The sequence below is a fragment of the Corynebacterium pyruviciproducens ATCC BAA-1742 genome, assembly GCF_000411375.1.
In the GTDB taxonomy this organism is placed as follows: Bacteria; Actinomycetota; Actinomycetes; order Mycobacteriales; family Mycobacteriaceae; genus Corynebacterium; species Corynebacterium pyruviciproducens.
Genome location: NZ_KE150446.1, coordinates 1,237,310 through 1,262,291, shown reverse-complemented (window position 1 = coordinate 1,262,291; position 24,982 = coordinate 1,237,310). Strand labels below are relative to the sequence as shown.

Annotated in this window: 22 protein-coding genes; 5 read left to right on the top strand and 17 right to left on the bottom strand. The window is 63.9% G+C overall.

The window, feature by feature from the left end; translation table 11 throughout:
• Positions 1–17: 17 nt before the first annotated feature.
• From HMPREF1219_RS05420 to HMPREF1219_RS05410, 3 genes are read right to left on the bottom strand one after another with little or no spacing between them, the layout of a single operon-like run.
• On the bottom strand, positions 18–230 hold the full coding sequence (locus HMPREF1219_RS05420) for an Rv0909 family putative TA system antitoxin (protein ID WP_245554398.1): 213 nt from the start codon (positions 228–230) through the stop codon (positions 18–20).
• 20 nt (positions 231–250) lie between these two features.
• Positions 251–814, bottom strand: coding sequence for a CAP domain-containing protein (locus HMPREF1219_RS05415; protein ID WP_016457886.1), 564 nt, complete (start codon positions 812–814; stop codon positions 251–253).
• A 49-nt stretch (positions 815–863) separates the two neighbouring features.
• Entirely contained in the window at positions 864–1,592 is a 729-nt protein-coding gene (locus HMPREF1219_RS05410; protein ID WP_016457885.1) for a CAP domain-containing protein, read from the bottom strand.
• A gap of 151 nt (positions 1,593–1,743) precedes the next feature.
• Here HMPREF1219_RS05410 and HMPREF1219_RS05405 point away from each other — a divergent pair, with 151 nt between their 5' ends.
• Entirely contained in the window at positions 1,744–3,033 is a 1,290-nt protein-coding gene (locus tag HMPREF1219_RS05405; protein WP_016457884.1) for a YeeE/YedE thiosulfate transporter family protein, read from the top strand.
• A gap of 2 nt (positions 3,034–3,035) precedes the next feature.
• Here HMPREF1219_RS05405 and HMPREF1219_RS05400 read toward each other — a convergent pair whose 3' ends face one another.
• From HMPREF1219_RS05400 to HMPREF1219_RS05375, 6 genes are all read right to left on the bottom strand, one after another.
• Complete coding sequence (locus tag HMPREF1219_RS05400) at positions 3,036–4,883, bottom strand: BCCT family transporter (protein ID WP_016457883.1); 1,848 nt, start codon at positions 4,881–4,883, stop codon at positions 3,036–3,038.
• A gap of 100 nt (positions 4,884–4,983) precedes the next feature.
• Complete coding sequence (locus HMPREF1219_RS05395; protein WP_016457882.1) at positions 4,984–5,490, bottom strand: ferritin; 507 nt, start codon at positions 5,488–5,490, stop codon at positions 4,984–4,986.
• Positions 5,491–5,612: 122 nt separating this feature from the next.
• Complete coding sequence (locus tag HMPREF1219_RS05390; RefSeq protein WP_016457881.1) at positions 5,613–6,518, bottom strand: ribokinase; 906 nt, start codon at positions 6,516–6,518, stop codon at positions 5,613–5,615.
• A 29-nt stretch (positions 6,519–6,547) separates the two neighbouring features.
• On the bottom strand, positions 6,548–8,059 hold the full coding sequence (glpK, locus tag HMPREF1219_RS05385; RefSeq protein WP_016457880.1) for a glycerol kinase GlpK: 1,512 nt from the start codon (positions 8,057–8,059) through the stop codon (positions 6,548–6,550).
• Positions 8,060–8,074: 15 nt separating this feature from the next.
• Positions 8,075–8,788 (bottom strand): MIP/aquaporin family protein, encoded by a 714-nt coding sequence (locus HMPREF1219_RS05380; RefSeq protein ID WP_016457879.1) that lies wholly within the window; start codon positions 8,786–8,788, stop codon positions 8,075–8,077.
• 109 nt (positions 8,789–8,897) lie between these two features.
• Positions 8,898–10,616: a glycerol-3-phosphate dehydrogenase/oxidase gene (locus HMPREF1219_RS05375; RefSeq protein ID WP_016457878.1), complete on the bottom strand. Its 1,719-nt coding sequence runs from the start codon at positions 10,614–10,616 to the stop codon at positions 8,898–8,900.
• A gap of 160 nt (positions 10,617–10,776) precedes the next feature.
• Between HMPREF1219_RS05375 and HMPREF1219_RS05370 the strand changes: the two genes are divergently transcribed.
• Together HMPREF1219_RS05370 and HMPREF1219_RS05365 are read left to right on the top strand one after the other, a co-directional pair.
• The gene (locus tag HMPREF1219_RS05370; RefSeq protein ID WP_040426941.1) at positions 10,777–10,959 is read left to right on the top strand and encodes a hypothetical protein; all 183 of its coding nucleotides are present in this window, start codon (positions 10,777–10,779) and stop codon (positions 10,957–10,959) included.
• A 45-nt stretch (positions 10,960–11,004) separates the two neighbouring features.
• Positions 11,005–11,937: an ADP-ribosylglycohydrolase family protein gene (locus tag HMPREF1219_RS05365; protein WP_016457876.1), complete on the top strand. Its 933-nt coding sequence runs from the start codon at positions 11,005–11,007 to the stop codon at positions 11,935–11,937.
• On the opposite strand, the gene HMPREF1219_RS05360 is transcribed toward HMPREF1219_RS05365, so the two are convergent.
• The 5 genes from HMPREF1219_RS05360 to HMPREF1219_RS05340 all read right to left on the bottom strand — a co-directional run bounded on the left by HMPREF1219_RS05360 (position 11,938) and on the right by HMPREF1219_RS05340 (position 18,085).
• On the bottom strand, positions 11,938–13,077 hold the full coding sequence (locus tag HMPREF1219_RS05360; protein WP_016457875.1) for an HNH endonuclease signature motif containing protein: 1,140 nt from the start codon (positions 13,075–13,077) through the stop codon (positions 11,938–11,940).
• A 136-nt stretch (positions 13,078–13,213) separates the two neighbouring features.
• The gene (locus tag HMPREF1219_RS05355; RefSeq protein WP_016457874.1) at positions 13,214–14,812 is read right to left on the bottom strand and encodes a dipeptide ABC transporter ATP-binding protein; all 1,599 of its coding nucleotides are present in this window, start codon (positions 14,810–14,812) and stop codon (positions 13,214–13,216) included.
• On the bottom strand, positions 14,809–15,624 hold the full coding sequence (locus HMPREF1219_RS05350) for an ABC transporter permease (RefSeq protein WP_016457873.1): 816 nt from the start codon (positions 15,622–15,624) through the stop codon (positions 14,809–14,811). The genes HMPREF1219_RS05355 and HMPREF1219_RS05350 overlap by 4 nt, the downstream gene beginning before the upstream one ends.
• Positions 15,621–16,571 (bottom strand): ABC transporter permease, encoded by a 951-nt coding sequence (locus tag HMPREF1219_RS05345; protein WP_016457872.1) that lies wholly within the window; start codon positions 16,569–16,571, stop codon positions 15,621–15,623. Before HMPREF1219_RS05345 ends, HMPREF1219_RS05350 begins: the two co-directional genes overlap by 4 nt.
• On the bottom strand, positions 16,568–18,085 hold the full coding sequence (locus HMPREF1219_RS05340; RefSeq protein ID WP_040427307.1) for an ABC transporter substrate-binding protein: 1,518 nt from the start codon (positions 18,083–18,085) through the stop codon (positions 16,568–16,570). The genes HMPREF1219_RS05345 and HMPREF1219_RS05340 overlap by 4 nt, the downstream gene beginning before the upstream one ends.
• 67 nt (positions 18,086–18,152) lie before the next feature.
• On the opposite strand from HMPREF1219_RS05340, the gene HMPREF1219_RS05335 reads away from it, so the two are divergent.
• Positions 18,153–19,061, top strand: a complete 909-nt coding sequence (locus tag HMPREF1219_RS05335; protein ID WP_016457870.1) for an AEC family transporter — start codon at positions 18,153–18,155, stop codon at positions 19,059–19,061.
• A gap of 152 nt (positions 19,062–19,213) precedes the next feature.
• Here the strand turns inward: HMPREF1219_RS05335 and brnQ are convergent, their stop codons facing one another.
• The 3 genes from brnQ to HMPREF1219_RS05320 form a co-directional block, all read right to left on the bottom strand.
• Positions 19,214–20,620 carry a branched-chain amino acid transport system II carrier protein gene (gene brnQ, locus HMPREF1219_RS05330; protein ID WP_040426937.1) on the bottom strand — a complete coding sequence of 469 codons (1,407 nt, stop codon included), beginning with the start codon at positions 20,618–20,620 and terminating at the stop codon, positions 19,214–19,216.
• Between the two features lie 196 nt (positions 20,621–20,816).
• Positions 20,817–21,944: a MalY/PatB family protein gene (locus HMPREF1219_RS05325; RefSeq protein WP_016457868.1), complete on the bottom strand. Its 1,128-nt coding sequence runs from the start codon at positions 21,942–21,944 to the stop codon at positions 20,817–20,819.
• 17 nt (positions 21,945–21,961) lie between these two features.
• Entirely contained in the window at positions 21,962–23,806 is a 1,845-nt protein-coding gene (locus HMPREF1219_RS05320) for an ABC transporter ATP-binding protein (protein ID WP_016457867.1), read from the bottom strand.
• A gap of 150 nt (positions 23,807–23,956) precedes the next feature.
• Here HMPREF1219_RS05320 and HMPREF1219_RS05315 point away from each other — a divergent pair, with 150 nt between their 5' ends.
• The gene (locus HMPREF1219_RS05315; protein ID WP_051120483.1) at positions 23,957–24,508 is read left to right on the top strand and encodes a hypothetical protein; all 552 of its coding nucleotides are present in this window, start codon (positions 23,957–23,959) and stop codon (positions 24,506–24,508) included.
• Positions 24,509–24,982 lie beyond the last annotated feature (474 nt).

The following is a 24,982-nucleotide window of genomic DNA, read 5'->3' as shown; positions in this document are numbered from 1 at the left end:
CTCCCGTCAAATAGTTTTTACTGCTCAGGCTGCCCGGGAGTTGCCTCCGGAGCCTGCTGCTGCTCGGGCGCGCGGTCCGCGCCGCGGTTGCCGATGCGCTCGTCGGCGGCGTCGCGGGCCCTGCGGATCTGCTCAGCCTTGTCGGCGCCGAGCTTCTCGGTAGCGAATTTCTCCAGCTTGTCTAGCCCCGCGTCGGAGGCCTTCTCAATGAGATCGTCCTTGTTAAACATCTCCATACCTTTCCAGGTAATTAATTCCAGAATTTCTCTGTAGCGTACCACCCGCCGTTGCCGTCCGGGGCGAAGCCGATCCCCACCTCGCGCGCGTTCGGGCGCATCATGTTGGCGTAATGCCCGGGCGAATTCTTCCACCCCTCAGCGGCGCTGCCGGGATCGTTGGCGGAGGTCCAGTAAATGTTCTCCGACTCGCCGGGGCGCATCTGCGCGTGCTGGAAGGTGCGGGCCCTGGCCATCCACTCGGAATGCGCGCGGGCATCGGCCGCCAGGCCTTCATTCCATGTCACCGGCGCTAGCCCGTGGCTCGTGCGCTCGGCGTTGAGCTTGTCAAAGATGGACCGCTCGGCGGCACCGAGCTGCTCCGGCGCAAGTGCCGGGGCCGGGGGCTGGCCAATGTTGATGAGCTGCGCCGAGCCGTTGGTCGCGGTGGTGAGTAGCTCGGACGAGCCGGGGATCTGCAGAGCAAGATCGACGATCGGCTGGGGGACGGTGAACGTGGCTGCACTGGCGGACGGCGCGAAAGCGAGTGTGGCCACCAGGGGTGCTGCGCTGGCGAGTGTGGTGAGACGGTGTTTCATGGGGCTCCTTCGAGGCTGACATGGACGTTATGGTGCCAGCCTAGTGGAGCTAGGAGCTCGCCGCAGCGTTGATTTCATCCTCTGTGAGGGGAGTGACGGTCACCTCCGCCGGCTTGGTGGCCTTCTCGGTGGAGCCACGGAACACGACAAACCACTTGCCCTCGTTGTTGTGCTTGTAATAGGCGATGGCGCCGGATTTCAGCGTCGGCTCAAAAACGATATCCTCGCTCTTGGTCTCCTCGATCCAGTCGCGGTACGCGGTGGGGGCCCACAACGAGTCGGACCTGGAGGCGATCTCCACCTGGGAGGCGGTGAGGTCGCTCGGGCGGATGAGCTTTCGTTCTTTAGCCTGCCGCTCGGCGGAGTCATGTGCAGCCTTGTACTGGTCGTTGTCCCACGTTAGCTCGGTGAGTCCGCAGTCGGCGCGTTTCTTGTTGATGAGCAGGAAAAGTTGCTGTTCGTTTTGCGTTTGGAACGAGCCTTCGGACGACAGTAACGAGGACAAGTATTCGCTCGTCGGCTCCGGGCGGCCCTCCCACTTTTCTGCCAGCGCGATGAGCGCTGCGATGCCACTGGATAGGGAGACAATGGCGCCAGCGATCTTGGCGGCCTGTGTAGGGTCAAAGTCGGAGTTGAGCTGGATTTGTGGAAAGTGAATCTGGGGAAGCGGTGGTAGCTGAATGCCGGGGGCTGCGTTGGCGGGCGTCGCTGTGAGCGACAGGGCACAGGCGGTGGCGGTGGCAAGCGCTGCTGCTTTGGTGGAATGCCGGTGGTTCACAGTCGGGCCTTTCTTCCGGTTAATGATTCTGGTTCATCATTGTAAAGCCTGAGGTCTCAACGGTGGGGAATGTGGTATAAAATACCTAACTTACAAACCGAGTAGTTCGTAAAACATAGACCAATCAGTTCAGAAATGCAGGTTGAAGCACATGGTAATTACAGGGTTGGTGCTTGGCACCGCATTAGGAATAGTGATGCAGCGGGGGCGCTTCTGTGTGACGGGGATGCTCCGTGATATCTCCCTTGCCCACACGTGGCGCCCGTTTACGGCCCTCCTCATCGTCATTGCCATCCACGCGGTGGGTATCGCGGGGCTCACCGCTGCGGGGAGTATCCAGCCGGAATACGATCTTTTCCCGCCGTACGCCGTCATCGTCGGCGGGTTCCTATTTGGCATCGGCATCGTGCTGGCAGGTGGCTGCGCTTCAGGTACGTGGTACCGCTCGGGGGAGGGCCTTGTAGGCAGTTGGTTTGCGCTGCTGTTTTACGGGCTATCTGCCGCCGCGATGAAAACGGGAGCGTTGGCCGGACTCAACTCGTGGCTGCGGAGCAAGACCGTGGGGCTTACCACCATCCATGGCTCACTGGGAATCTCCGTGTGGTGGCTCGCGATTCCTTTTACGGCCCTCGCTGCGGGCCTCGCCGCGTACTTCCTGCGTAGCGAGTCCACCCCGGTGTCGCTGCAATCGGGGTGGAAGAAGCCCCTGCATTTGTACACAGCGGGCGTTCTCGTTGGGCTTCTCGGCGTCATTGCCTGGCCCCTGTCAGCGGCCACGGGCAGGAACGACGGGTTGGGAATCACGAGCCCCACGGCGAACCTCACCAACTTCCTCGTCACCGGGGAGTCCGCGCGCATTGACTGGGGTGTCATGCTCGTCCTGGGGATCCTCGTTGGTTCCTTCATCGCTGCGAAGGTCACCGGCGAGTTCCGGGTGCGCGTTCCGGACGCTACGCAGGCGGTGAAGTCCATCGCCGGTGGCACCCTCATGGGTGTGGGCGCTGCGTGGGCCGGCGGTTGCACTGTGGGCAACGGCATGGTTCAAACCGGCCTGTTCACTTACCAGGGGTGGGTGGCGCTGGCCGCCATCGCCGCTGGTGTGTTCGTCGCCGCCAAGATCTGGCTCAAGCCCAGCCTGCAGCCCGAGCTGTCCCTCAATGCGCCGGTTTTGGCTGCCTCGGCAGTCACCGTTCCCTCTGGTTTGAGGGAGGTTGCTCCCACCGTTTTCGCACTGGACACCCTCGGTTCTGTGTGCCCGTTCCCGCTTATCGACGCTAAGGAGGCGATGAATGAGCTCGACTCAGGCGAGAGCTTGCGCATCGACTTTGACTGCACGCAGGCCACCGAATCGATCCCCCGCTGGGCTGCCGACGAGGGATTCGAGGTCACCGATTTCCACGAAGTTGGCGACGCCGGCTGGCAGATCACCGTGCGGAAATAGGCTTACTTATCCTCTTCCTCGTACCCGTCGGCCCACGTGTCGGTGGTGAAGTCATAATCGACGGGGTCGCCGGCCTCGTTGGTGCGCTGGTACCAGTCGGTGACCGAGGACTCGGCCGAATCGAAGTCGGCACCGGCGCCGCGTCCGTCGCGGGCGGATTGGACGGACAGCTCGAAATCGTCGCCGTGTTCCTCCACGCCCCGGCGCACAGCGTTGGCCACGGCGATCTTGGCGTAATCGGAGCGGATGGCGGCCGGGTCGGTGCGCAGGTCCATGAAGAAGGCGACCATCATGGCGAGCAGGATCACCGAGAACGGCAGCGCCATGAGGATGATGAGCGACTGCAGGCCACTGAGCGCCTCCTCGCCGCCGGCGAGGAGCATGACCACGGCGATGCCCATCATGCACAGCCCCCAGAACACGACGATCGGCTTGGGTGGGGCGGGGTTGCCCTTGGAACTCATCGTTCCCATCACCACGGAGGCGCTATCGGCCGAGGTGACAAAGAAGATGGCGAGAACCACCATGAGGATAAACGGGGTGATCGAGCTCAGGGGGAGTTCACCGAAGAGGGCGAAGAGGACCTGCTCGCCGGTGTGGGAGCCGTCGAAAAGCGGGTTGCCCTCGCGGCGGAAACTGATGGCGGAACCACCGAAGATGGTGAACGCGAAGATGAGGATCGCCGTGGGCACGAGCGTTGCCACCACCGTGAACTGCCTAATGGTGCGGCCCCGGGAGATGCGGGCCACAAACATGCCCACGAACGGCGTCCACGCGATCCACCACGCCCAGTAGAACGCCGTCCAGGAGGCCTGGAACGCGAGTTTGTCCTCGCCCCAGGAGAGCGATTTGCCCAGCATTGGCAGCAGCTGATCAATGTAGGTGAGTGCGCCGGAGGGCAGAAGGTTGAGGAGGAACAGCGTGGGCCCGGTAAGGAACGCGAAGACGATGAGCCCCAGCGTGAGGGTGATGTTGGCGTTGGACAAGTAGCGGACACCGCGGGACACTCCGGAGACGGCCGACACGATGAAGCACACCGTGAGCACGCCGATGACGGCAATGAGAACGCTGTTGGTGATCTCGCTGGCGCCGGAGATAATCTTGTAGCCCTCACCGATCTGCAGCGCAGAGACGCCAAGTGAGGCCGCGGTGCCGAACAGCGTGGCCCAGATGGCGAAGATGTCCACGATCTTGCCCATGACGCTGCCTGCCGGCGACTGCCCGAACAGTGTGTGGAACACCGAGGAGATGAGCGACACCCTGCCGCGCCTGAAACAGGAGTACGCCATGGCGGCGCCAACGAACGCGTACAGGGCCCAGGGGGCGAGGCCCCAGTGGAAGTGGGACTGCGCCATCGCCATGTGGAGAGCGGCGGGGGTTTCCGCGGCGACAGTCTCGGGAGGCGGGGAGATGTAGTGCGACAGCGGCTCGGAGGGGCCGAAGAAGAAGATCCCCACGCCGATGCCCGCCCCAAACATCATCGCCACCCAGGAGAACATGGAAAATTCCGGTTCTTCGTCGTCCCGGCCGAGTTTGATGCGGCCGTAGCGGGAGCAGGCGAGGTACGCCATGAGCACCATGCCGATGCCGCACACGGCGTTGAGGAGCCAGCTGACGTTGCGCATCGCCCACGAGAAGGCGGTAGAGGACACGTCGGCCACGCCCTCGGGGCTGACAATGCCCCATACGATGAAGGCGACGATGAGCACACCAGTGACGCCTGCAACTGTCTTGTCCACTCCGAATACGTTGCGCTGATCGTCGACGCTGATGCCGGGAACGAGCGCCGGGTGGAGCCCATGCGGGTACTGGGAGAAGTTTTTGCGGCGGGGATTGGGGGAGGTGGGCATGAGAGGAGCTCACTTAATAAGAGGAAACGGTTTCTGCCCACTGTAGCAACGTGAAAAAAAGGGACGCACATTTGTGATGTGCGTCCCAGGGTGGAGGAGGTTACTCCTCGGAGGTGCCGGACTCGCCGCCGAGGCGGGCGTCGATGCGCAGGATGCCGGAGCCGTCGGTGCCGACGAGCTCGAGCTGATCGACGATCTCGGAGACGGTGGCCTCCTCCTCGATCTGCTCGTCGAGGAAGAAGTTGATCAGGGATCGGGAATCGAGGTCGTTGACCTCGTCGGCTACGTTAGCGAGGTTGCGGATCATGTCCGAGACCTTCTTCTCGTGCTCGTAGGCGGCCTTGAAGGCGTCGAGCGCGGAGTTGATGGTCAAAGAGGGGACCTCGATGGTGTGGAGGGCAACCTTCTCGCTGCGGTCAAGCAGGTGCTGTGCGAACTTCTGGGCGTGGCCCTGCTCCTCCACGGCGTGGCCGGCGAACCAATCGCGAAGGCCCGGAAGGGAGAGGGTATCCATCTCGTAGGACAGCTGCTGGTAGATGAGAGCGGCCTGCCATTCGGCGTTGACCTGTTCGTTGATTACGTCAAGAAGCTGTGCGTTAATAGCCATACTTCACCTTGTACCTTTCACTTTTGTCAGTGGGGGCACGGAAAATTCGTGCCGTGAACCACCCCGGTATTTTACATGCATTAATTCATATATATAAAATACTAAGGGTGTACTAAGCAAGTTTATCCTAAGGTGGAGGCGTTGGGAAGATGGTCGGTGATGTCTGGGTAGCTATCCTGAGCGCCCCGGTGGGACACAGCAAAAGCCGCGACGCGCGTGGCCATCCGAGCCGCATCAACGAGGCTGTCGTCGGCTAGGAGGCGCGCAGCCACGGTGCCCACGTAGGCGTCGCCCGCCCCCGTCGTGTCGACCGCATCGACGGCGGCGGCGGGAATGTGGACGGCACCGGAGCCGTCGTCGACAAGCGAGCCACGGGACCCGAGCGTGACGATGACGGACGAGAAACCGACGGCGCGCAGGTCCGCAGCCGGATCGTCGGTGGGCGTCGCGTTGAACAGGGAGAGAACCTCGTGGGCCTCATGTTCATTGACAATGAGCGGGTCTGCACGCAGGAGATCCTCGGTAGGAAGCTGAATGACCGGCGCCAAGTTGATGAGCACCCGGCCCGTGGCGTGGGCGAGAGCCGCAGAGATCCCGGCGGCGGGGATCTCGCCCTGCACAAGAACTATGTCGCTCTCCGCGATGGTGGTGGCGTGCTTTTCCACGAGCTCGGCGTTCATGGCGTTGTTCGCGCCGGGGACCACAACGATGGTGTTCTCCCCCGAGTCGGACACCGTGATGACGGCGAGGCCGGTGTGGCAATTGGTGAACTCGAGATCAGCAAGCGAGACGCCGGAAGACTTGAGGTTCTTCAAGGCGCTCTCCGCGTAGGCATCGTTGCCTACCGCGCCGATCATCCGCACGTTGGCGCCGAGAAGGGTCGCCGCCACCGCCTGGTTAGCCCCCTTGCCGCCGGCGGAAATATCCCCGCCGGACCCGAGGACAGTCTCCCCGGGGCGGGGGTGGCGGTCGGCAGTGACCGTCAGATCAGCGTTGATTGAGCCGATAACAGTAAGTCGCGGATTCATAGGGAACACCCTACATGCCGCGAAGCGGGCTACTCTACCCAGTCGTAGGTGCGCTCGACGGCCCGGTTCCAGTCGTGGTAGAGGGCCTCCACCTTCTCCTTGTCCATCTCAGGCTTCCACACCTTATCTATGTCCACCTGGGCCTTGAGCTGCTCGAGTGAATCCCAGAACCCGATGGCCAGTCCTGCTGCGTAGGCGGCGCCCAGGGCGGTGGTTTCCGTCACTTTCGGGCGAACCACCTCGGTGCCAAGGATGTCGGCCTGGAACTGCATGAGTAGCTCGTTTTTCACCATGCCGCCGTCGACCTTGAGGCGGGGGATCTCCACGCCGGAATCGGCGACCATCGCGTCGAGCACCTCGCGGGTTTGGTAGGCGGTCGCCTCGAGCACGGCGCGGGCGAAGTGGTTGCGGTTGGAAAAGCGAGTCAGCCCCACGATGGCGCCACGGGCATCGTCGCGCCACCGGGGCGCAAACAGGCCGGAGAACGCGGGCACGATGTACACGCCGCCGTTGTCCTCCACCTCGCGGGCCATGGATTCAATAGCAGCGGCGTTGGGGGTTATGGCGAGCTGGTCGCGTAGCCACTGCACGAGCGAGCCGCCGATGGCCACCGAACCCTCGAGTGCGTAGACCGGTTTTTGGTTCTCGATCTGGTAGCACACGGTGGTGATAAGGCCATTATCGGACCAAGTCGGGGTCTTGCCGGTGTTCTGAAGCATGAACAGGCCGGTGCCGTATGTGTTCTTGGTGTCGCCGGCCTGGAAGCAGGCCTGGCCGAAGGTGGCGGCCTGCTGGTCGCCGAGGACGCCGCGGATGGGGACGTCGGCAAGCGGGCCCACGTCGCGGGTGCGACCGAAATCGCCCACCGAGGGGCGGATCTCCGGCAGCATGGACATGGGGATGCCCATCGCCTCGCACAGCTCCTCGTCCCACTGCAGCTTCTCCAGGTCCATGAGGAGGGTGCGGGAGGCGTTAGTCACGTCGGTGACGTGCTCGGGGTTGCCCTCCGCGCCGCCGGTGAGGTTCCAGATCAGCCAGGAATCGACGGTGCCGAAGAGGAGCTCACCCTTCTCGGCCCGCTCGCGGGCGCCCTCCACGTTGTCCAGGATCCACTTGATCTTGGGGCCGGAGGGGTAGGAGGTGATGCGCAGGCCGGTCTTCTTGCGCCAGCGGTCGATGCCCTCGTCACCGGCGAGCTCCTTGCAGATCTCGGAGGTGCGCGTGTCCTGCCACACGATGGCGTTGTACACCGGCTCCCCGGTGTTCTTGTCCCACACGATGGTGGTTTCGCGCTGGTTGGTGATGCCCAGCGCCTCGACGTCGGAGGTGTCGGCGTCGATGTCGGTGAGCGCACGGCCCATGGCGCGGCGGGCGTTTTGCCACAGCTTCATCGGGTTGTGCTCAACCCAGCCCGCTTCGGGCATGATCTGGTCGTGCTCGTACTGGCCGGTGGAACAGACGTTACCGTCGTGGTCGAAGAGGATGCAGCGGGTGGAGGTGGTGCCGGCGTCGAGGGCGGCGATAAATTTCTTACGTTCCATGGGGGAAGCCTTTCTTTAGATAGCGAGGGATAGGAGACCAACCGCCACGGCGGCTAGCAGCGGGCCGACGATCGGTACCCAGGCGTAGCTCCATGATGCGGATTCTTTGTTCTTTAAGGGTAGGACAAACGCATACATGAGTCGCGGGCCGAGGTCGCGGACGGGGTTGATGGCGTAGCCGGTGGGGGTGCCCACCGACAGGCCGATGGCGATGATGATGAAGGCGACACCGAAGTAACTAAGTGGGCCGAGTTCGCCGCCGGAGGGGCCGAAGGCGATGAAAGCGAGCAGGGCGAACGTGCCGATGAACTCGGTCACGCAGTTCCACAGGTTGTTGGGGTGTGCGGGGCGGGTGAAAAAGATGCCGCCGGGGATGGCTTCATCGTGGTGATCGAACAGTTGCTTGTAGGCGAGGTAGGCGGCGCCGGCGCCGACCATGGCGCCGAGCATCTGGCCGGCGAGGTAGCCGGGCACGAGCGACCAGGAGAGGTTGCCGGCGATGGCGGCCCAGATGGTGACCGCGGGGTTGAGGTGGCCCCCGGTGGGGTCGGCGATGGAGGCACCGAGGAAGACGGCGAGGCCCCACCCGAAGGCGATCATGAGCCAGCCGGTGCCCTTGGCGCCGGAGGTGCGGAGGTTGACGGCGGCGCACACGCCGTTGCCAAAGAGGAGGAGCATAGCGGTTCCGAAGAACTCCCACCCGAAGGCGGAGAGGGGAGTGAGGTCCATAGTGGCCTTTCTATGTGTGGGTTTATGACCAATTAGTTGTGTTTATGTGGTTTTTTGCTCTGATAAGGCGAATGCCCCGCTCGGGGGCGGGGCAATCGGGTGTTGTGGGTTACTGTTCGTCCTGCGACTCGTCGAGGTGGGTGCGCGGGTCGGAGACCTTCTCCAGGCGGGCGTTCGCGGCCGCGTCGGTGAGCTCCTTCTCGGCTGCCAGCTGCGCCTTCATGCGTGAGGTGAAGGACTCAATCTCGGCCTTCTTGGTGGCCTCGTCCCACCCGAGCAGCGGGGCGATGATGTCGGCCACGGCCGCGGCGGATTCGATGCCACGGTGGTCGTACTCCATCGTGATGCGCGTGCGGCGGGCGAGCACGTCCTCGAGGTGCTGTGCGCCCTCGTGGGTGACACCGTAGCGGACCTCTGCCTCGAGGTAGGCCGGCGCGCCGGGGATGGGCGTGAGGCCCTCGGGGTCGGAGGCGACGACATCGTCAACAAGCGAGCCGTAGCGGTGGATGAGGTGGTCTGCAACGTCCTCCGTTACCCCAAGACGCTTGGCGACGGCGGGTAGGGAGTTCTTCAGGGCCTGGAATCCGTCCGCCCCAAGGATGGGCGTGTGGTCGGTGACGGATTCCGGAACGCGAACGCGAATGTCCTCGGCTGCCTTGTCCACGGCGTCCTTTCCGATGACGCGGTAGGTGGTGTACTTGCCGCCGGCCACGGAGACCAGCCCCGGGGCGACGCGGGCGACCGCGTGGTTGCGGGACAGGTTCGTGGTGGTGTCGGACTTGCCGGCGAGCAGCGGGCGCAGGCCGGAGTACACGCCGACGATGTCCTCGTGGGTGATCTGGCGGGTGACGCGGGAGTTGAGCTCGTCGAGGATGTAGTTGATGTCTGCGGCGGTCGGTGCCGGATCGGCACGGTCCATGTCCCAGTCGGTGTCGGTGGTGCCGACGATCCAGTAGTTGCCCCACGGGATGACGAAGAGCACGGACTTCTCGGTGACGAAGCAGATGGCGGCGTCGCCCTCGAAGCGGTCCTTGGGGATGACGATGTGGACGCCCTTGGAGGCGTGAACCGTGAACTTGGCGTCCACGCCGGCGAGCTCCTGGAGCTCGTTGGTCCACACGCCGGTGGCGTTGATGAAGGCATCGGCGTGGATGGTGGTCTCCTCGCCGGAGTCGGTGTCCTGGACGTGGACGCCGGTGATCCGGTCGCCGTCCTTTTCAAAGCCGGTGACCTGGGTGGAGTTACGCACCGTGGCGCCGTAGTGGGCGGCCGTACGCAGGACGGTCATGGTGTGGCGGGCGTCGTCGACAAGCGTGTCGAAGTACCGGACGCCACCGACGAGCGCATCCTTCTTCAGCCCCGGTGCCAGGCGCAGGGCACCTTTGCGGGAGAGGTGCTTTTGGAACGGCACCGTCTTGGCACCACCCATGAGGTCGTAGAGGGCGAAGCCACAGAACATCATGACGCGCTCCCACACGGGGTGGGTGAGCGGGAACAGGAAGCGCAGCGGGGTGACGAGGTGCGGGGCCAGGGTGGACATGGACAGCTCGCGCTCGTGGAGGGACTCCGCGACGAGCGCGAAGTCGAACATCGCCAGGTAGCGCAGGCCACCGTGGAACATCTTGGAGCTCCTGGAGCTCGTGCCGGCGGCGAAATCGCGGGCCTCAATGACGGCGACGTTGAGACCGCGGGTGGCGGCGTCGAGGGCCGCGCCGGCGCCGACGGAGCCGCCGCCGATGATGACGAGGTCGAAGTGTTCGCTACCGAGCTTGTCCCAGGACTCCTTGTGTCCCTCGGGCGATAGCGTGGCGGTCGGGTGGAAAGCCATTTTTAGTCTCCCTTTCGTGTGGTTTTGTTGGTGGCTTGAACGATACATCAAAGTCTACCTACGTAGTCGTAACCTACGAAAGGGTAGGGCCCCTATCTGGGGGGTCGCGCGAACGCGGAATGCGATAAGCTAAGAGCACCGGCTCGAATAATCCGCGTGAATGGAGAAGCACATGGACTCTCACTTCATAATCCACCAGGTGGATCCCCAGGTGCGCCGGGCAGCTGTGGCACAACGCAGGGAGGAAGAGATCCTGTCCGCGCTCGAGCACCAATTTGAGGTGAACCAGGAACGCGTGCTCACGGACCAGATCGCCACATACTGGTTCCCGTTCGACAGTTAAATAGGCGCAACCCCGGTAGCCTGGTGGGTGAAAGGGATGATGACTATGGAAACGCTCAACCGGGCCCAAGGCGTTCTGTACGGGCAGTTCATCGGAGATTCGCTAGGAAGCCTCGTGGAATTCCGCGCCCCAGAGGAAATCGCGGCAGACTACCCGCAGGGGGTGCGCGAACTCACGCCAGGAGGCCCCTTCGGCCTCCTCTCCGGCCAGCCCACCGACGATTCGGAGATGGCACTCGCGCTCGCGCGCTCCATCATCTCCTACGGATACTTTGACCAAGACGATATTCGTTCGGCCTACGAGCGGTGGATGCGCTCGGAGCCGTTCACCGTGGGCACCACCATCAGGGCGGCGCTCACCGGGGGCTTTTTCAACGCGGAATCCCAGGCCAACGGGGCACTCATGCGGATCTCACCGCTGGCTGTCTACGGCGCGGGGCGCCCGCCGGAGGCCGAGGAATCCATCGCCGAGGCCGCCATCGAGGACGCGCGGATGACACACGTCAACCCGTTGTGCACCGCGATCAACGCCACCTACGCCGTCGCCCTCGCCCGCATCGTGCGCGATGGCCTTAGCCAACCGCAGGCTGTGGAGGCCGTGGTAAGTGCCGCGCGCGACTACGGCAACGCCGAGGTGCAGGAGCTCGTCGCCCGCTCGACGGAGGAGCCGCCCGCGGAGTACATGCTGCAAATGGGGTGGGTGAAGATCGCCTTTGGCAACGCCGTGTACGAACTAGCAACCGGCGCAAATTTTGAAGAATCGCTTGTGCGCACGGTGGGCCGGGGTGGCGATACCGACACCAACGCCGCGATCTGCGGCGCCCTCATCGGGGCCATGTACGGCGCGGAGGAAATCCCCCAGCGGTGGCGCGAAACCATCGATGCGTGCAAGGCGTACCCGGGCACGCCACGGCCCCGCCCGGAAGAGTACTGGCCTGCCGACGCAGCATCGCTTGCCCGTGGCTTGTTAGGGTGCTAGCTACAGCACTGCTTGTGGTTGGTGTCCGACCATTTTTTGGGCAAGGCGGACGGCCCCGCCTTGGGCGCAGGGTGTCATGTTGAGTCTCGGTCTGCCGCCGTAGGGTGGGACGTAGTAGTCGAGGCCTGTGATTTTTTCTATTCGCCCGTAGCGGGGCTTCTTCGGATCGTCATCGTTTCGCCCGTTGTGGAACCCACACAGCAGGGAAAAGTTCGCAAGAATGGTGGGCCCACCGTCTTTGAACGGTTGAATGTGGTGGACCTGGCAGTTATCCGCCCCACATGTGCACCCCTCCACCGCGCACACAGGGGTTTTCAACCGTTGCAGCTTGCGCTGGAAAGGATCCGCAAACCGGGCCGTATCAGTCCGGAACCGGTACACTCCCAACTCCTTGCCGGTTAGTGGCTCCAGAAGGACAGCCCACCCGTACTCGGTGAGTTTCATCTGGGAGAACTCCTGGGCGGTCACCGTGGTGCCGTCTGTCAGCGACAGCATGTAGTTACCCCGCTCATCCATGGTGGTGCCCATGATGGTGGTGTCCGCGGGAAGAATGATCGCAGGCTCCACCGCCGGCAACTGACCACTGCCACTAGAGGCCGCGGCGGTAAGGAACTCGTCGGCCTCGTCGGAGTCTTGTGCCTTTGCTATGTGGCGGGCTTTGTCCACCGCCAGCCGGGCGGTGTGCGCGTCGGCGACCACCGACACCCGCATTTTGGTGGTGCCGGGTATTGGCCGGCAGGAAAGAGAATTGGTGGGGTTATTCGCCCGCATCGTGTTAAACCGTGCCAACACACCAATGGCTTCGGTGCGGATCTCCCGACAATTCGCCCGGCACTTAGTCAAAGCCACACGGACCTGCCAGGCGTGGGACTTATCGTGCAGTTTGCGGACCTGGGATTCAATCTCCCGTAGGGTGGCGATGGTGTGGTGGTTGGTGATGGCGGTGGCTCTGGCTTGGGCTTGCTGGTGGGAGGCGTGGGTGTGCCCGTAGTACACGGTGGCCAGGTCGTGGAAAGTGCGGGCTTCCACGTCGTCGAGGCCGTCGGCGCGCATGATGTCGCCGGTTGTCATACCGGCGTACTCCCCCACAAGCTCCATTGAGTGCGAGGAGACGATCGACTTCATCTCACGCAACGTCATGCCCCACAAACTAGCGTGCGTGGGGCATGCCCGCACGGCGAAAAAAACTTGCCACCCGATGGAACCAACACCACCAGGAAAAACACCCCAAAACCAACCCCAAACACGGTCAACCACCAGGGTCAACCAGGGGGAGCTAGATGGTGAGGCGCGATTCCAAGAGCGTGCGAGTGTAGTCGTGCTGGGGGTGGGAATACACCTCGTCGGCGGTGCCTCGTTCCACGATGGAACCGCCCCGGAACACCGCCACATCGGTGCAGATCTCGTGGACAACACCTAGGTCGTGGGAGACGAACACCATGGTGAGGCCGTACTCCCGGGACAAGCGCTGGAGGAGGTTCAGGATCTGGGCCCTCACGGAGACATCGAGTGCGGAGACCGCTTCGTCGGCAAGCAAGACCTCCGGGCGCACCGAGAGGGCCCGGGCGATGGAGATGCGCTGGCGCTGGCCACCGGAGAACTCGTGCGGGTAGCGGGCCGCCGCGGAGGGCTTGAGCCCCACCTCCGTGAGGACCTCGGCCACACGTTCGGCGGATACGTTGCCGGGCTCCGCGATGGACCGCCCCACCGTCATGCGGGGATCGAGCGAGCCGCGCGGGTCCTGGAACACCATCTGCACGTGGCGGCCCACCGTGCGCGGGTTCACCGGCGTGCCGTGGAGCGTGACGCTTCCCGAGGTCGGCGCGGTCAGCCCCGCGAGGATCCTCAGCAGCGTGGACTTTCCCGAACCTGATTCGCCCACGATACCCAGCTGCATGCCCCTGGTAATGGTGAGCGATACGCTATCGAGCGCGGTGTTCTCCACCGCCGGGTGGAACAGCTTTTTCGACGTGAACACCTTGGACACGCGGTCCGCCACAATGACCGGCTCGGCGGCGGGCGGTGCGGGCTGCTCGATCACGTTCTTTTTTACCCCCGGCTCGTAGTGAGCCGCGGTGGCGACGGTGTAAAAATCGCCGTTGTGGTCCCGGGCGGCAAGGTCGGTGGCCGCGATGAGCCCCACGGTGTACGGGTGCTGGGGGTTCGTGATGAGCGCCTTAGTGGTGCCCTGTTCCACCAGCTCCCCGTCCTTCATCACCACGAGCCGATCGCACACGTGCGAGACGAGTCCGATGTCGTGCGAGATGAACAGCACCGCGGTGCCACGCTGCTCAGTGAGCCTGGAGATGAGGGCGATGATTTGCTTCTGCACGGTGACGTCAAGGGCCGTGGTGGGCTCGTCACAGATGAGCAGGTCGGGGTTGTTTGCCACGGCCATGGCGATGAGCGCCCGCTGGCGCTGGCCGCCGGACAGCTCGTGGGGGAACGCGGTGTAGGCGCGCTCCGGCAGGGCACACTCGGCGAACAGTTCCCTGGTGCGCCGCTGCGCCTCCGCCTTGTCGGCCGTGCCGTGGAGCAGCATCACCTCGTCCACCTGCGTGCCCACGCGCTTGAGCGGGTTAAGGGCCGTCAGCGGCTCCTGGAACACGATGGAGATGCGATCGCCGCGCAGGGGGGCGATGTCTTTCTCGTCGGTGCCGATGAGCTCCTGGCCGCCGAACGTGGCGGAGCCGGTGGCGTGGAGGTTATCGGCGAGCAGCCCCATGAGCGAATAGGAGGTGAGCGTCTTCCCCGAGCCGGATTCGCCGATGATGCCGAGCTTTTCGCCGGGGGCGAGGTCGAAGGAGACGCCGCGGACAAGGTCGCGCCCGGAGGCGGTGGTGATGGTGAGGTTTTCTACGTGTACCAGGCTCATCGGTGAGCTCCTGTGGTTGGGTCGAGGATGTCGCGGAGGGAATCGCCAAGCAGGTTGAAGCCCAAGACGGTGAGGGCGATGGCGAGCCCGGGCCACACAATGAGCAGTGGCTGGGTGGACAGGAACGATTGGGCTGACTGCAGCATGCGCCCCCACGAGGGGTCGGGCGGGGGAGTGCCGAGGCCGAGGAAGCTTAATGCCGCCTCGGCGAGAATCGCCAGCGCAAAGACGATGGATGCCTGGACGATCACCAGCCCCGCGATGTTCGGCAGCACGTGCCGGACGGCCTTGGACAATCCGCCCTGGCCGGCGAGCGTAGCGGCCTCCATAAAGGGGGCAGTGACCACGCGCAGCGTCCCCGCTCGGGATACACGGATGAACGCCGGTATGGAGGCGATGCCGATGGCGACCATGGCCGAACCTGTGCTGGCGCCCACCATGGCGCCGGCGATGATCGCCATGAGGAGGGCCGGGAACGCGAGCACGATGTCCGCGCCGCGGACGATGAGCTGCTCGATGATCCCGCCCCGGTTCATGCCGGCGACGATTCCCAGCGGGACCCCCACGAGCATGCCGATGGCGACGGCGACGAGCCCTACAAAGAGCGTGATCTGGCTGCCCGCCATGATCCGCGAGAGAATGTCCCGGCCGTACCGGTCGGTGCCCATGAGGTGCTGCCACGAAGGGCCCTCGAGCGCGGAGTGCGGGAACGCCTGGATCGGGTCGTACGGTGTCCACGCGAGCGAGATAAGCGCCGTGAGCACGACGATGACAACGAGCCCGGCGCCGAGATAGAGTTGGAACTTTTTCATGCGCGAACCCTCCTCACGCGGGGATCGATGATGGCGTAGCTCAGGTCCACGAGGGTGTTGATGGCCAGCGTGAACACGACGAGGACGAGGACCGCCGCCTGCACGGCGGGGAGGTCACGGTTGGATACGGAGTCAAGCAGGAACGCGCCGAGACCGGGGATGGAGAACACCCGCTCGATGACAACGGCGCCGACCACGAGCCCTGCGAGCTGGACACCGGTGACGGTGATGACGGGTAGGGCGGCGTTGCGGAGGCCGTCGGAAAGCAATGCCTGCCAGCGAGTCTGGCCTTTCGCGCGGGCGGTGCGGAGGAAGTCGTCGTGAAGAATATCGAGGACTGAGTTGCGCACGTACCGGGTGATGATGGCGGCCTGGACCGCCGCGAGCGACAGGACGGGGAGGATCAACCGGGACAGGAACGATCCGAAGTCCCATCCCGGCGGGATCCACCCGTTGGCGGGCAGCCACCCCAGGTGCACGGCGAACACCGTGACCAGGAGGATTGCCGCGAGGAACGAGGGGATGGCGATGCCCACCTGGCTGCCGGCGGTGATGAGGATGCCGTCGACGTGGCGGGCGCGCAGCGCGGCCCACATGCCCAGCGGTACCGCGATGGCAACCGCCAGGATGAGCGCCGTCACCACGAGGATGAGCGAGACCTGGAAGCGGTCGGCGATGATCGGCGAGATGTTTTGCGAACTCGACATTGAAACCCCGAAATCGCCGGTGATGAGGCTGGAGAACCAGTCCCAGTACTGCACGATGAGGGGGCGGTCGGTGCCGAGCTCGGCCCGCTTCTTGGCCAGCAGCTCCGGTGTGGCGTTGACACCGAGGGCGATCTCGGCGGGGTCGCCGGGGACCACGCGCAGCGCGAGGAAGATGAGGATGGAGGACACGAACACGGTGCCCACAAACCGGGCCACGATGCGCACCAGTTGACGGATCATTTGCGGGCCTCCATGGAGTACAGCGGCAAACCTTCGGTGACCACGTTGGGGTTGATCCCGGTCACGCCGGGCGCGGTGACCACGATGTTGGGGAAGTTGAACACGGTGTCGGCGGCGGCATCGCTCATGATGGTGTCCACCGCGTCGCGCATGTACTGCACGTTCTCCTCCGGCGTCCCGGTGTCCGCCTTGGTCAGCTGATCGCGCAGCTGGGAGCTGTCGTAGCCGAGGTAGTAGTCGGGGTTGCCAAACAGATGGGGGATGTCGCGGGCCTCCACGTGGGCGATGAGCGACATTTGGTAATCGGCCTGTCCCATCACCTTGTTGAGCCACACGGCGGGGAACTCGGTGCCCACGATGTAGGCGTCGAGCCCGATGTCGCGCAGCTGGCTGACGATGATCTCGGAGGCGCTCATGGCGTAGGGGAAGCTGGGCACGTCGAACTCCACCTTGGCCCCCTCGGCGCCGGCCTCGCGGATGAGTTCGCGGGCCTTGTCCGGGTCGTAGGGGTAGTAGTTTTTGTCGGTGTACCACGGGTCGGTGGGGGGTACGGGTTGGCCGCCGGTGTCGGTGCCGTAGCCGGCCCAGGCCGTGTCGATGACGGCCTGGCGGTCGATGGCGTACATGACGGCCTGGCGCACGCGGATGTCGTCGAAGGGGGCGCGCTTGTTGTTCATGGAGAGGAGGACCTCGCCGTTGGTGGTGCCCACCTCGACGTTGTAACCGGAGTTTTGTTGCAGCCCGAGCACTACTTCCGGCTGCTGGGCGGCCCACAGGACGTCGATGTCGCCGGACATGAGGGCGTTGGTGGAGCTGGTGGCGTCGGCGAAGTAGCGGATGATGGCGTGGGCGTGGTGCGGTTTGGTGCCCCAGTAGGTGGGGTTTTCTTTCAGCGCCACGGATTGGCCCACTGCGAAGCTGTCGATGGTGTACGGCCCGGTGCCGACGGGGTCGGTGGCGAGCTTGTCCACGTGGTCGGGGTGCATCATGGCACCGATGAGGGTGCCCATGGACCACAGCCACTGGTTGGAGGGCCGGGAAAGGGTCACCTCGAGGGTAAGCGGGTCGATGACGCGCACGTGGTCGACCACGTCCATGCCTTTCTTCATGCCGTTGGTCCACGCGTCTTTGACGCGGGTGATGGAGAAGGCGGCGGTGTCGGCGGTGAAGGGTTCGCCGGTGGAGAAGGTCACCCCGTCGCGCAGGTGGAAGGTGTACACGGTGCCGTCGGGGGAGACGTCCCAGCTGGTGGCGAGCCCGGGTGTGATGTCACCGTTGTTGTCAATGCTGATGAGCGTTTCGTACACGTTGCGCATGAGCACGGAGGGGATGGCGGCCCCGCCGGTGGTGGTGAAGTCGAGGCTCGCGGGCGGCCCGGAGGTTCCCACAACGATGGAGTCTACCTGCTGGTTCGTGGCTGTTGGTGTGGCTGTGTAGCCCGCGCTGCACGCGGTTGCCGCAGTCGCGATCGTGAGCCCTGTGAGGACGCTCGCGGTCGCCCTGAGTGAAAACATAATGAACATCGTATGGCTTAGGCCCTCAAATACATAGCCGACCCCCCTGATGGGATAATCGGGCAGTGTGGGAGACGTTATTCACGGGTTTACGGTGGTCGCCCTCATCATCGCTGCGGGCTTTGGTGTGGGGCGCGCGGGTATCCTCGGCCCGCACGCCGAGAAGGTTCTGTCCGCGCTCGTCTTCAATGTGACAACCCCGGCCCTCATCATCACGCACACGGCCACAACCCGGCCCGGCGAGTTGTTCTCGCCGCTTCTTGTGGTCATCGTCGCCGCGGAGATGACGATGCTGGTGTGCGTCGCCGTGGTGTACCTGCTGGTGTTGCGCCGGGGCGTGGCCCGCGCGGTGTTTGCCGGCATGGCCGCCTCCTACGTCAACGCCGCCAACCTGGGGATCCCGTTCGCGGTCTACATCCTCGGCGATCCGTTCCCCGCTGTCCTGGCCATCGTGTTCCAAACCTCCGTCTACGCGCCCCTGGCTCTGTTGCTTGTCGACGCCTCCCGCTCGGCGTCCCACGAAATCTTGCGGCCCCTGAAAAATCCCATCGTCATCGCCGCCGCCATCGGCGTGACGCTCAGCGTGACCGGGTGGACGCTGCCATCGGTGGTGTTCGAGCCGCTGACCATTCTTTCCGACGCCGCCGTGGGGCTCGCCCTCGTCTTCTTCGGCGTCTCGCTCTACTCCACGCGCTTCCTCGAGGCGGGCACCGTCTCGCGCCGGGAGGCTGCCGGCCTTGCCGCCGCCAAGTCCGTCCTGCACCCCGCGGTGGCGATTGGCATCGCCGTGGCGCTGGGGCTCGACTCGCCGTCGGTGGTGGCGGCCGGGATCATGGGTGCGCTGCCTACGGCGCAGAACGTGTTCATCTACTCCTCGCAGTACGGCACCGCCTCGCACCTTGCCCGCGACGTCTCTGTCATCACCACGCTGGCGGCGCTGCCGACGATGCTCGTCATTTCGCTTCTTCTCATGTAGTGCGAGAGTGTGGGGCTCGTGGCCTGACGCGGTGTTCCCCCTGCTTTTCAATGCATCATGGTTACACAGGATTGAGCCTTTTACGTTTGGGCTAGGTATGAGTGATAAAAAAGCCCACTGGGCACAGCCAGTGGGCGAGTGGTGCGGTTGCACTAGGCGTTGACGGGGACCTCGTCCTCGTGGACGGTGGCTACGCCAACCTCAATGGTTTCCTTCTTGCGGGTGGTGAAGTCGAGGATCACGCCGACGACGGTGGCGGTCAGTACCGGCAGCCACCAGCCGAGGTCGTTCTCGTAGCCCGGGGCCCAGCTGATGAGCGGCTCGATGAAGGAGGAGCCCCAGCCCAGGGAGTTAAGGCTCATGAGGCCGGCCCAGATGATGGCCACGTACAGGGCGATGCGGTACGTCCAGAACAGTTTCCGGCGGAACAACGGCTCAACCAGCGTGATGAGCACGAGGGTCATGGCGGCGGGGTAGAGGAACCCGATGATCGGGGCGGCCACGGACAGCACGGCCGTCAGCCCCAGGGAGGAAATGCCCAGCGCCACGACGGAGAAGATGATGACCCACGCGTGGTAGGAGACGCCGGGGGCGATCTCGTGGAAGAACTCGGAGGTCGAACCGATGAGGCCGACGGAGGTGGTCAGGCAGGCCAGGAACACGATGGCGCCGAGGGCGTACATGCCGGGGGTGCCCATGATCTCGTGCGCGGAGGCCGACAGGAGGGCGGCGCCGTCCTTGAAGGAGCGGCCGTCGACCATGCTCTTGCCGATGATGCCCAGTCCCACGTACACGAGGGCGAGCAGGATGCCAGCGCCGATGGCGGCGCCGGAGACGGAACGAACCAGACGCGGGCCCTCGCCGACGCGCTTGTAGCGCAGGGAGGTCACAACGAGGATGCCGAAGGCCAACGCGGCCAGCGAGTCCATCGTGGCGTAGCCCTGGATCAGACCGGCGGACATCGGTGCGGAGTAATCCTCGGCAGGCGGCAGGGCCTGCGAGTCGAGCCTAAAGAAGCTCATGATGATCATGAGTGCCAGCAGGAACAGCAACGCAGGGGTGAGGAATTTACCCAGGTTATCGATGATCGAGTTCGAGTTCCACGCCAGAGCCGCGGAAATGACGAAGAAGGTGACACAGTAGATGACAAGACTTGTCTTGTTGTCCACGCCAGCAATCGGAACGAACCCGGAACCGTAGCTCACCACGGCGGTACGCGGAACGGCGTACAGAGCGCCGATGGACAGGTACACGAGGATGGGGAAGACGATGCCAAACACTTTGCCACCGCGGTTAGACATGTCGGTGATGGAATCACCGGTCACGGCGACGGCGATGACGGAAATCACGGGCAGAAGCACGCCTGCGGCGAGGAAGCCGAGGATGGCGGGCGTGAACGCCTCGCCGGAATGTGCGCCGAGCATCGGCGGGAAGATAAGGTTGCCGGCGCCGAAGTACATGGAAAACAGCATCATGGACGCCACGATGAGCGTCATGTAGTACTTTCCACCTCGGATCGTCGGCTGTTGTGCGTCGGCTGACGCTTTCGTTGCAGTCATGGTAGGAACTCCAGTCCTCTCAAAAATCTCACTCTGACGGATTACCTACCGGCCCTCTGCCGTTGTTTGTGTGGGTCGATTCGGTAGTGGCTTACCGGCGCGTCCGCCTAAGGGTGGGGCGGGCCCCGGTTCGCCATGTCCAATATTTCACTGTATGGGACGGTATCCTACACAGTGGGAGTTGTTTTGTGAAATTTTATCCCGAAAAGGTAGTCCTAATCCTCCGAATTGCCTCCTCCAGGGTGTCCCGCGAGCACCCAAAATTGAGCCGCGCGAAACCGGTGTGAGCTGTGCCAAAGCCGGCGCACGCGTTGAGGCCCACGCGGGCGGAGGCAAGGAGTGTTTGTTGGGAATCAGACCGCAACTCCTCGCGTTCACACTGTGAGAAATCAAGCCACATGAGGTAGGTGGCATCCGGGCGGGAGAGCCGGATCCCCGGCAGCGCCTTAGGCAGCGCGGCAAGGAGATAGTCGCGGTTTTCTTGCAGGTAGGCCACCTCCTGGTCGAGGAAGTCGGACTCGTCGGTGTAGCAGGCGATGGCCGCCACGTTCCCCAGGATTGATGGTGGCGGGACGGCGCTGGGCGTCAGCGCCAGCCATGTGTCGCGGTCGTGCGGGTTGGTGAAGATGATCTGGGCGCACCGCAGGCCCGCCACGTTCCATCCCTTGGACGTGGACATGAAGGTGATGGTGCGCTCGGCGGCTTCCTCGGACACGCTGGCGGTGGGGACGTGGTGGTGGCCGGGGTACACCAGGGGCGCGTGGATTTCGTCGGAGAGGATCCGCACGCCGTATTTCGCCGCGAGCCCGGCGAGACCCACGAGGTATGAGCGCTCATGGACGATGCCGAGCGGGTTGTGCGGGGAGCAGAGGATGAACGCGGCCGGGTGCTCGGTGGCGAACACCTCCTCCACCGCCTCCAGCGACAGCCCGTCGATGGTCACCACTTTTCTCCCCGCCGCCTGGCAGGCAAAGAAGAACGGCGGGTAGCTGGGCGTGGGGATCGCCACCGGCCCTGCAGGCACCACGTAGCGCAGCGCGGCGACGATCGACTGGATGACGTCGGTGGCGAGGAACACCTGGGAGGCGTCAAACTCCCAGCCGTAGCGCCGGGCGCAAAAGCCCTGCAGCGCACGGGCTACGTCGTCGCCGGCGGGCGGGTAGCCAAACTGTTCCCTATCCACCGCCTCGTGCAGCGCCTGGGGGATGCGGGGGTTGGTGAGAAAATCCGATTCGGCGATCCACAGCGGGAGTACGTCGGGGTCGAAGGCCGTCCACTTCATCGTGCGACGGTCGCGCAGAGTACTAAGGTCAGGGCATTCCATACCCCTCATTGTAGGTGCTAGTTGATGAGCCCGAACTCTTTGAGACGCTGGCGGCTTTCCTCCGTCGCCGCCGAGGTGAGGGCGAGCAGCTGCGCGTAAATACCACCGGAGGCGGCGAGCTCCGCCGGCGCACCAATCTCGTCCACGTGGCCCTTGTCTAGCGTGACGATCATGTCCACGCTGGCGATGGTGGAGAGCCGGTGGGCGATGATGAGGGTGGAGCGGTTGTGCATGAGCGCCTCGAGCCCGGCCTGGACCTGCTGCTCGGCCTTGGTGTCGAGCGCGCTGGTCGCCTCGTCGAGGACGAGGATGGGGGCGTCCTTGAGCATCGCGCGGGCGATGGCCACGCGCTGCTTCTGCCCGCCGGACAGGCGCAGGCCACGCTCGCCGATGACGGTGTCGTAGCCGTCGGGGAACTCCTCGATGAAGTCGTGGGCGAAGGCGGCCTTGGCGGCCGAAACAACTTCCTCGTCGGTGGCGTCGGGCTTGCCGTAGGCGATGTTTTCCCGCACGGTGCCGGAAAAGAGGGACGAATCTTGGAACACCACTCCCACGGACTTGCGCAGGTCTTCGGCTTGCACGGCGGTGACATCGTGCCCGTTGATGGTGAGCGCGCCCTCGGTGGGCCGGTATAGCCCGAGGATGAGGTTGACCAGCGTCGACTTGCCGCCGCCGGATTCGCCCACGAGCGCGACCTTTTCGCCGGGGTGGACGGTGAAGCTGACGTTGTGGATGACCTCGTCGCCCTCGTCGTAGCCGAAGCTGACATCGTCGAAGTCGATGGTGGTGGACCCCACGGCGGGTAGCGTGTGGGCGTCCTGGGCCTGCTCGGGCAGCGTGTGCGAGGAGCTGGTGGCCTCCACCACGACCTCGTTGGCGGTAGGCTCCGGGGCGACGTTCATGACCTCGAAGTAGTCCTTCGAGCCCGCGACGGCGCGCTGGGTGGTGTCCACGAGGTAGCTCATCATCATGACGGGCTGGCGGGCCATGGTGACCAGCTGGATGAGCATGACCATGTCGCCGAGGCTGAAGAACCCGTGCAGCGTGCGGTAGAACAGCACGCCGTAGATGAACAGGAAGATGAGGTCCATTGCCGCCCCGCGGGCGATGTCCATGACGTGCCAGTAGCGGGATTGCTCCCGGGTCAGCGAGACGGTCTTTCCGTAGCGCTTGGAAAACCCGACGAGCTCGGCCACCTCGGTGACGAAGGACTTGACCACCTTGACCTGGCCGATGACCTCGGCGAACCGGCCGCCGGCGAGGTCGATTTGCTTGTTCTTGGCCCCCTCGAGGCGCTGCCACTTCTTGCTCGTCAGGGCCGTAAGCCACATGTAGATGGGGAAGATGATGGCGAGCAGCACCGTCAGTGGCCAGTAGTACACGGCGGTGATGACGAGCACGGCCGCCACGGTGAGCAGCATGGGGAAGAAGTTGTTGGAAAATGCCTGCAGGAACTGCGTGATCGAGGCGATGGAGCGGTCGAGCCGGGCGATGATTGTGCCGGTGACTTGGGTATCAAAGTAGCGCTGCGGCAGGGAGAGGAGCTGCGCGTAGTAGCGCGTGGAGAGGATCTGCCGCATCCTGGCCGCCATCACGTCGCCGATGTAGCCGCCGATGTTGCGCACGGCGGTGTTGAGGAGTCCCACGGCGAGGATGGCGACGGTCAGCCAGATGATGCGCGTGTTGGCCTGCGCCAGCGCCTGGTTGCCGGAGACCACGGAGACGATGGTGTCTGTGGCGTCGCGCATGATGAACGGGTTGACCAGGTTCAGCGCGGCCGTGACGAGCGAGGCGATGATGACCCCCACGTAGAAGGGCCACAGGGCCGTCACGTTGCGTATGATTCCGATGACGCTTTTCACAGATTCTCCCACTTCGACTTTGTTGCCGTATCTACGAACACGCACACTACCTCAGATATTCCCATGTCGTTGGGCCGGTAGAATAAACTGGTGTGCGCGCGGTGTTGAACTGCGTGTTGGACCAACGACTTCTAGGATGGACATTTCGTGATGATGAACCGCTCCCGTTTCGCCCCCGCTGTTGCCGTGCTTGTGTCTGTTGCGCTGTGCGGCGCGGGGTGTGCAGGGGAGAAAAACAGTGCCCAGGAGTCGTCGGTAAGTGAGAAGGTGTCCACCTCCGTCCAGGAGACGGAGACCTTTACTCCCAAGGACGTTGCCCCCAAGACCGTCGAAAAGTTCTCGGAGCCGGTCGAGGACGAGGGGCTGGGGCTGACGTACAAGTTGCAGAGCGTCACCTCGGGCAACTTCGGTGGGACGACGGTCGTGGTGACCGTGGAGAACAACAATGACCAGCCGTTCCCGCCGAGCGCGCTGACGGCGAGCCTGCGGTACGAGGATTACAACGGCGACAACAAGCTCGAGGATGCCGAGCCACTGCAGATTTCGGACCCGTCCTACATCGTGGGGCTGGATCTGCCGCTGGGGGTGGGCGCGCGGGCGAACCTCAACTTCCCGTACAACGTTTCCCCGAGTGTGGCCTACGATGCCGAGTTCACCATCGGCAACGTGACGTTCAAGGGGAATCTCGCCGCGGTGAATTAACCGTTTTTCGCTTGTCGACGCCCCCTTCTCACCGTTTTCTCGAACGTCGCCCGGGGCTATGAGCCCACGCTGCCTGGGGGTTTGGACCACCCTCGAAAATAGGTACAAAATTACATTTTTCAAATTCTCGAACAAGCTTTAATGTTTGCTTCACCCCTCCGATGGGGGTAATGCACAATGTGTTGTGCGCACTAACCACTGCATGGTCAGTTTATGCACGGTAAAAAATTACTAGTGCAATGCAGAGTTGCTACCCGATAGTTGGGTTGTTCATTGTCTCTACCGTACGGACCAGGGTGCAGGCATGAGGGATTCTGCTCCTTGCCGGCAAGCCTTCCACGTTCTTCCATCTGGCTTCGCCGCGAGGGCGCCGGATCCCACAGCACCTGTTCGCACTGGCTGACAGGAGGGAAAGCGCTTCGCTTCTTTCATCTCAAAGGGCGCCACACTGTGACACATTGAGGGGCCTGAAAG

Excerpts from the sequence above, each read along its gene's own strand:
- HMPREF1219_RS05350 (WP_016457873.1), bottom strand. The coding sequence starts at position 15,624 with ATGAAAAAGTTCCAACTCTATCTCGGCGCCGGGCTCGTTGTCATCGTC.
- HMPREF1219_RS05390 (WP_016457881.1), bottom strand. The coding sequence starts at position 6,518 with ATGAATCCGCGACTTACTGTTATCGGCTCAATCAACGCTGATCTGACG.
- HMPREF1219_RS05420 (WP_245554398.1), bottom strand. The coding sequence starts at position 230 with ATGTTTAACAAGGACGATCTCATTGAGAAGGCCTCCGACGCGGGGCTA.
- HMPREF1219_RS05365 (WP_016457876.1), top strand. The coding sequence starts at position 11,005 with ATGGAAACGCTCAACCGGGCCCAAGGCGTTCTGTACGGGCAGTTCATC.
- HMPREF1219_RS05375 (WP_016457878.1), bottom strand. The coding sequence starts at position 10,616 with ATGGCTTTCCACCCGACCGCCACGCTATCGCCCGAGGGACACAAGGAG.
- HMPREF1219_RS05360 (WP_016457875.1), bottom strand. The coding sequence starts at position 13,077 with ATGACGTTGCGTGAGATGAAGTCGATCGTCTCCTCGCACTCAATGGAG.
- HMPREF1219_RS05340 (WP_040427307.1), bottom strand. The coding sequence starts at position 18,085 with ATGTTTTCACTCAGGGCGACCGCGAGCGTCCTCACAGGGCTCACGATC.
- HMPREF1219_RS05380 (WP_016457879.1), bottom strand. The coding sequence starts at position 8,788 with ATGGACCTCACTCCCCTCTCCGCCTTCGGGTGGGAGTTCTTCGGAACC.
- brnQ (WP_040426937.1), bottom strand. The coding sequence starts at position 20,620 with ATGACTGCAACGAAAGCGTCAGCCGACGCACAACAGCCGACGATCCGA.
- HMPREF1219_RS05395 (WP_016457882.1), bottom strand. The coding sequence starts at position 5,490 with ATGGCTATTAACGCACAGCTTCTTGACGTAATCAACGAACAGGTCAAC.
- HMPREF1219_RS05405 (WP_016457884.1), top strand. The coding sequence starts at position 1,744 with ATGGTAATTACAGGGTTGGTGCTTGGCACCGCATTAGGAATAGTGATG.
- HMPREF1219_RS05345 (WP_016457872.1), bottom strand. The coding sequence starts at position 16,571 with ATGATCCGTCAACTGGTGCGCATCGTGGCCCGGTTTGTGGGCACCGTG.
- HMPREF1219_RS05370 (WP_040426941.1), top strand. The coding sequence starts at position 10,777 with ATGGAGAAGCACATGGACTCTCACTTCATAATCCACCAGGTGGATCCC.
- glpK (WP_016457880.1), bottom strand. The coding sequence starts at position 8,059 with ATGGAACGTAAGAAATTTATCGCCGCCCTCGACGCCGGCACCACCTCC.
- HMPREF1219_RS05325 (WP_016457868.1), bottom strand. The coding sequence starts at position 21,944 with ATGGAATGCCCTGACCTTAGTACTCTGCGCGACCGTCGCACGATGAAG.
- HMPREF1219_RS05400 (WP_016457883.1), bottom strand. The coding sequence starts at position 4,883 with ATGCCCACCTCCCCCAATCCCCGCCGCAAAAACTTCTCCCAGTACCCG.
- HMPREF1219_RS05355 (WP_016457874.1), bottom strand. The coding sequence starts at position 14,812 with ATGAGCCTGGTACACGTAGAAAACCTCACCATCACCACCGCCTCCGGG.
- HMPREF1219_RS05315 (WP_051120483.1), top strand. The coding sequence starts at position 23,957 with ATGATGAACCGCTCCCGTTTCGCCCCCGCTGTTGCCGTGCTTGTGTCT.
- HMPREF1219_RS05415 (WP_016457886.1), bottom strand. The coding sequence starts at position 814 with ATGAAACACCGTCTCACCACACTCGCCAGCGCAGCACCCCTGGTGGCC.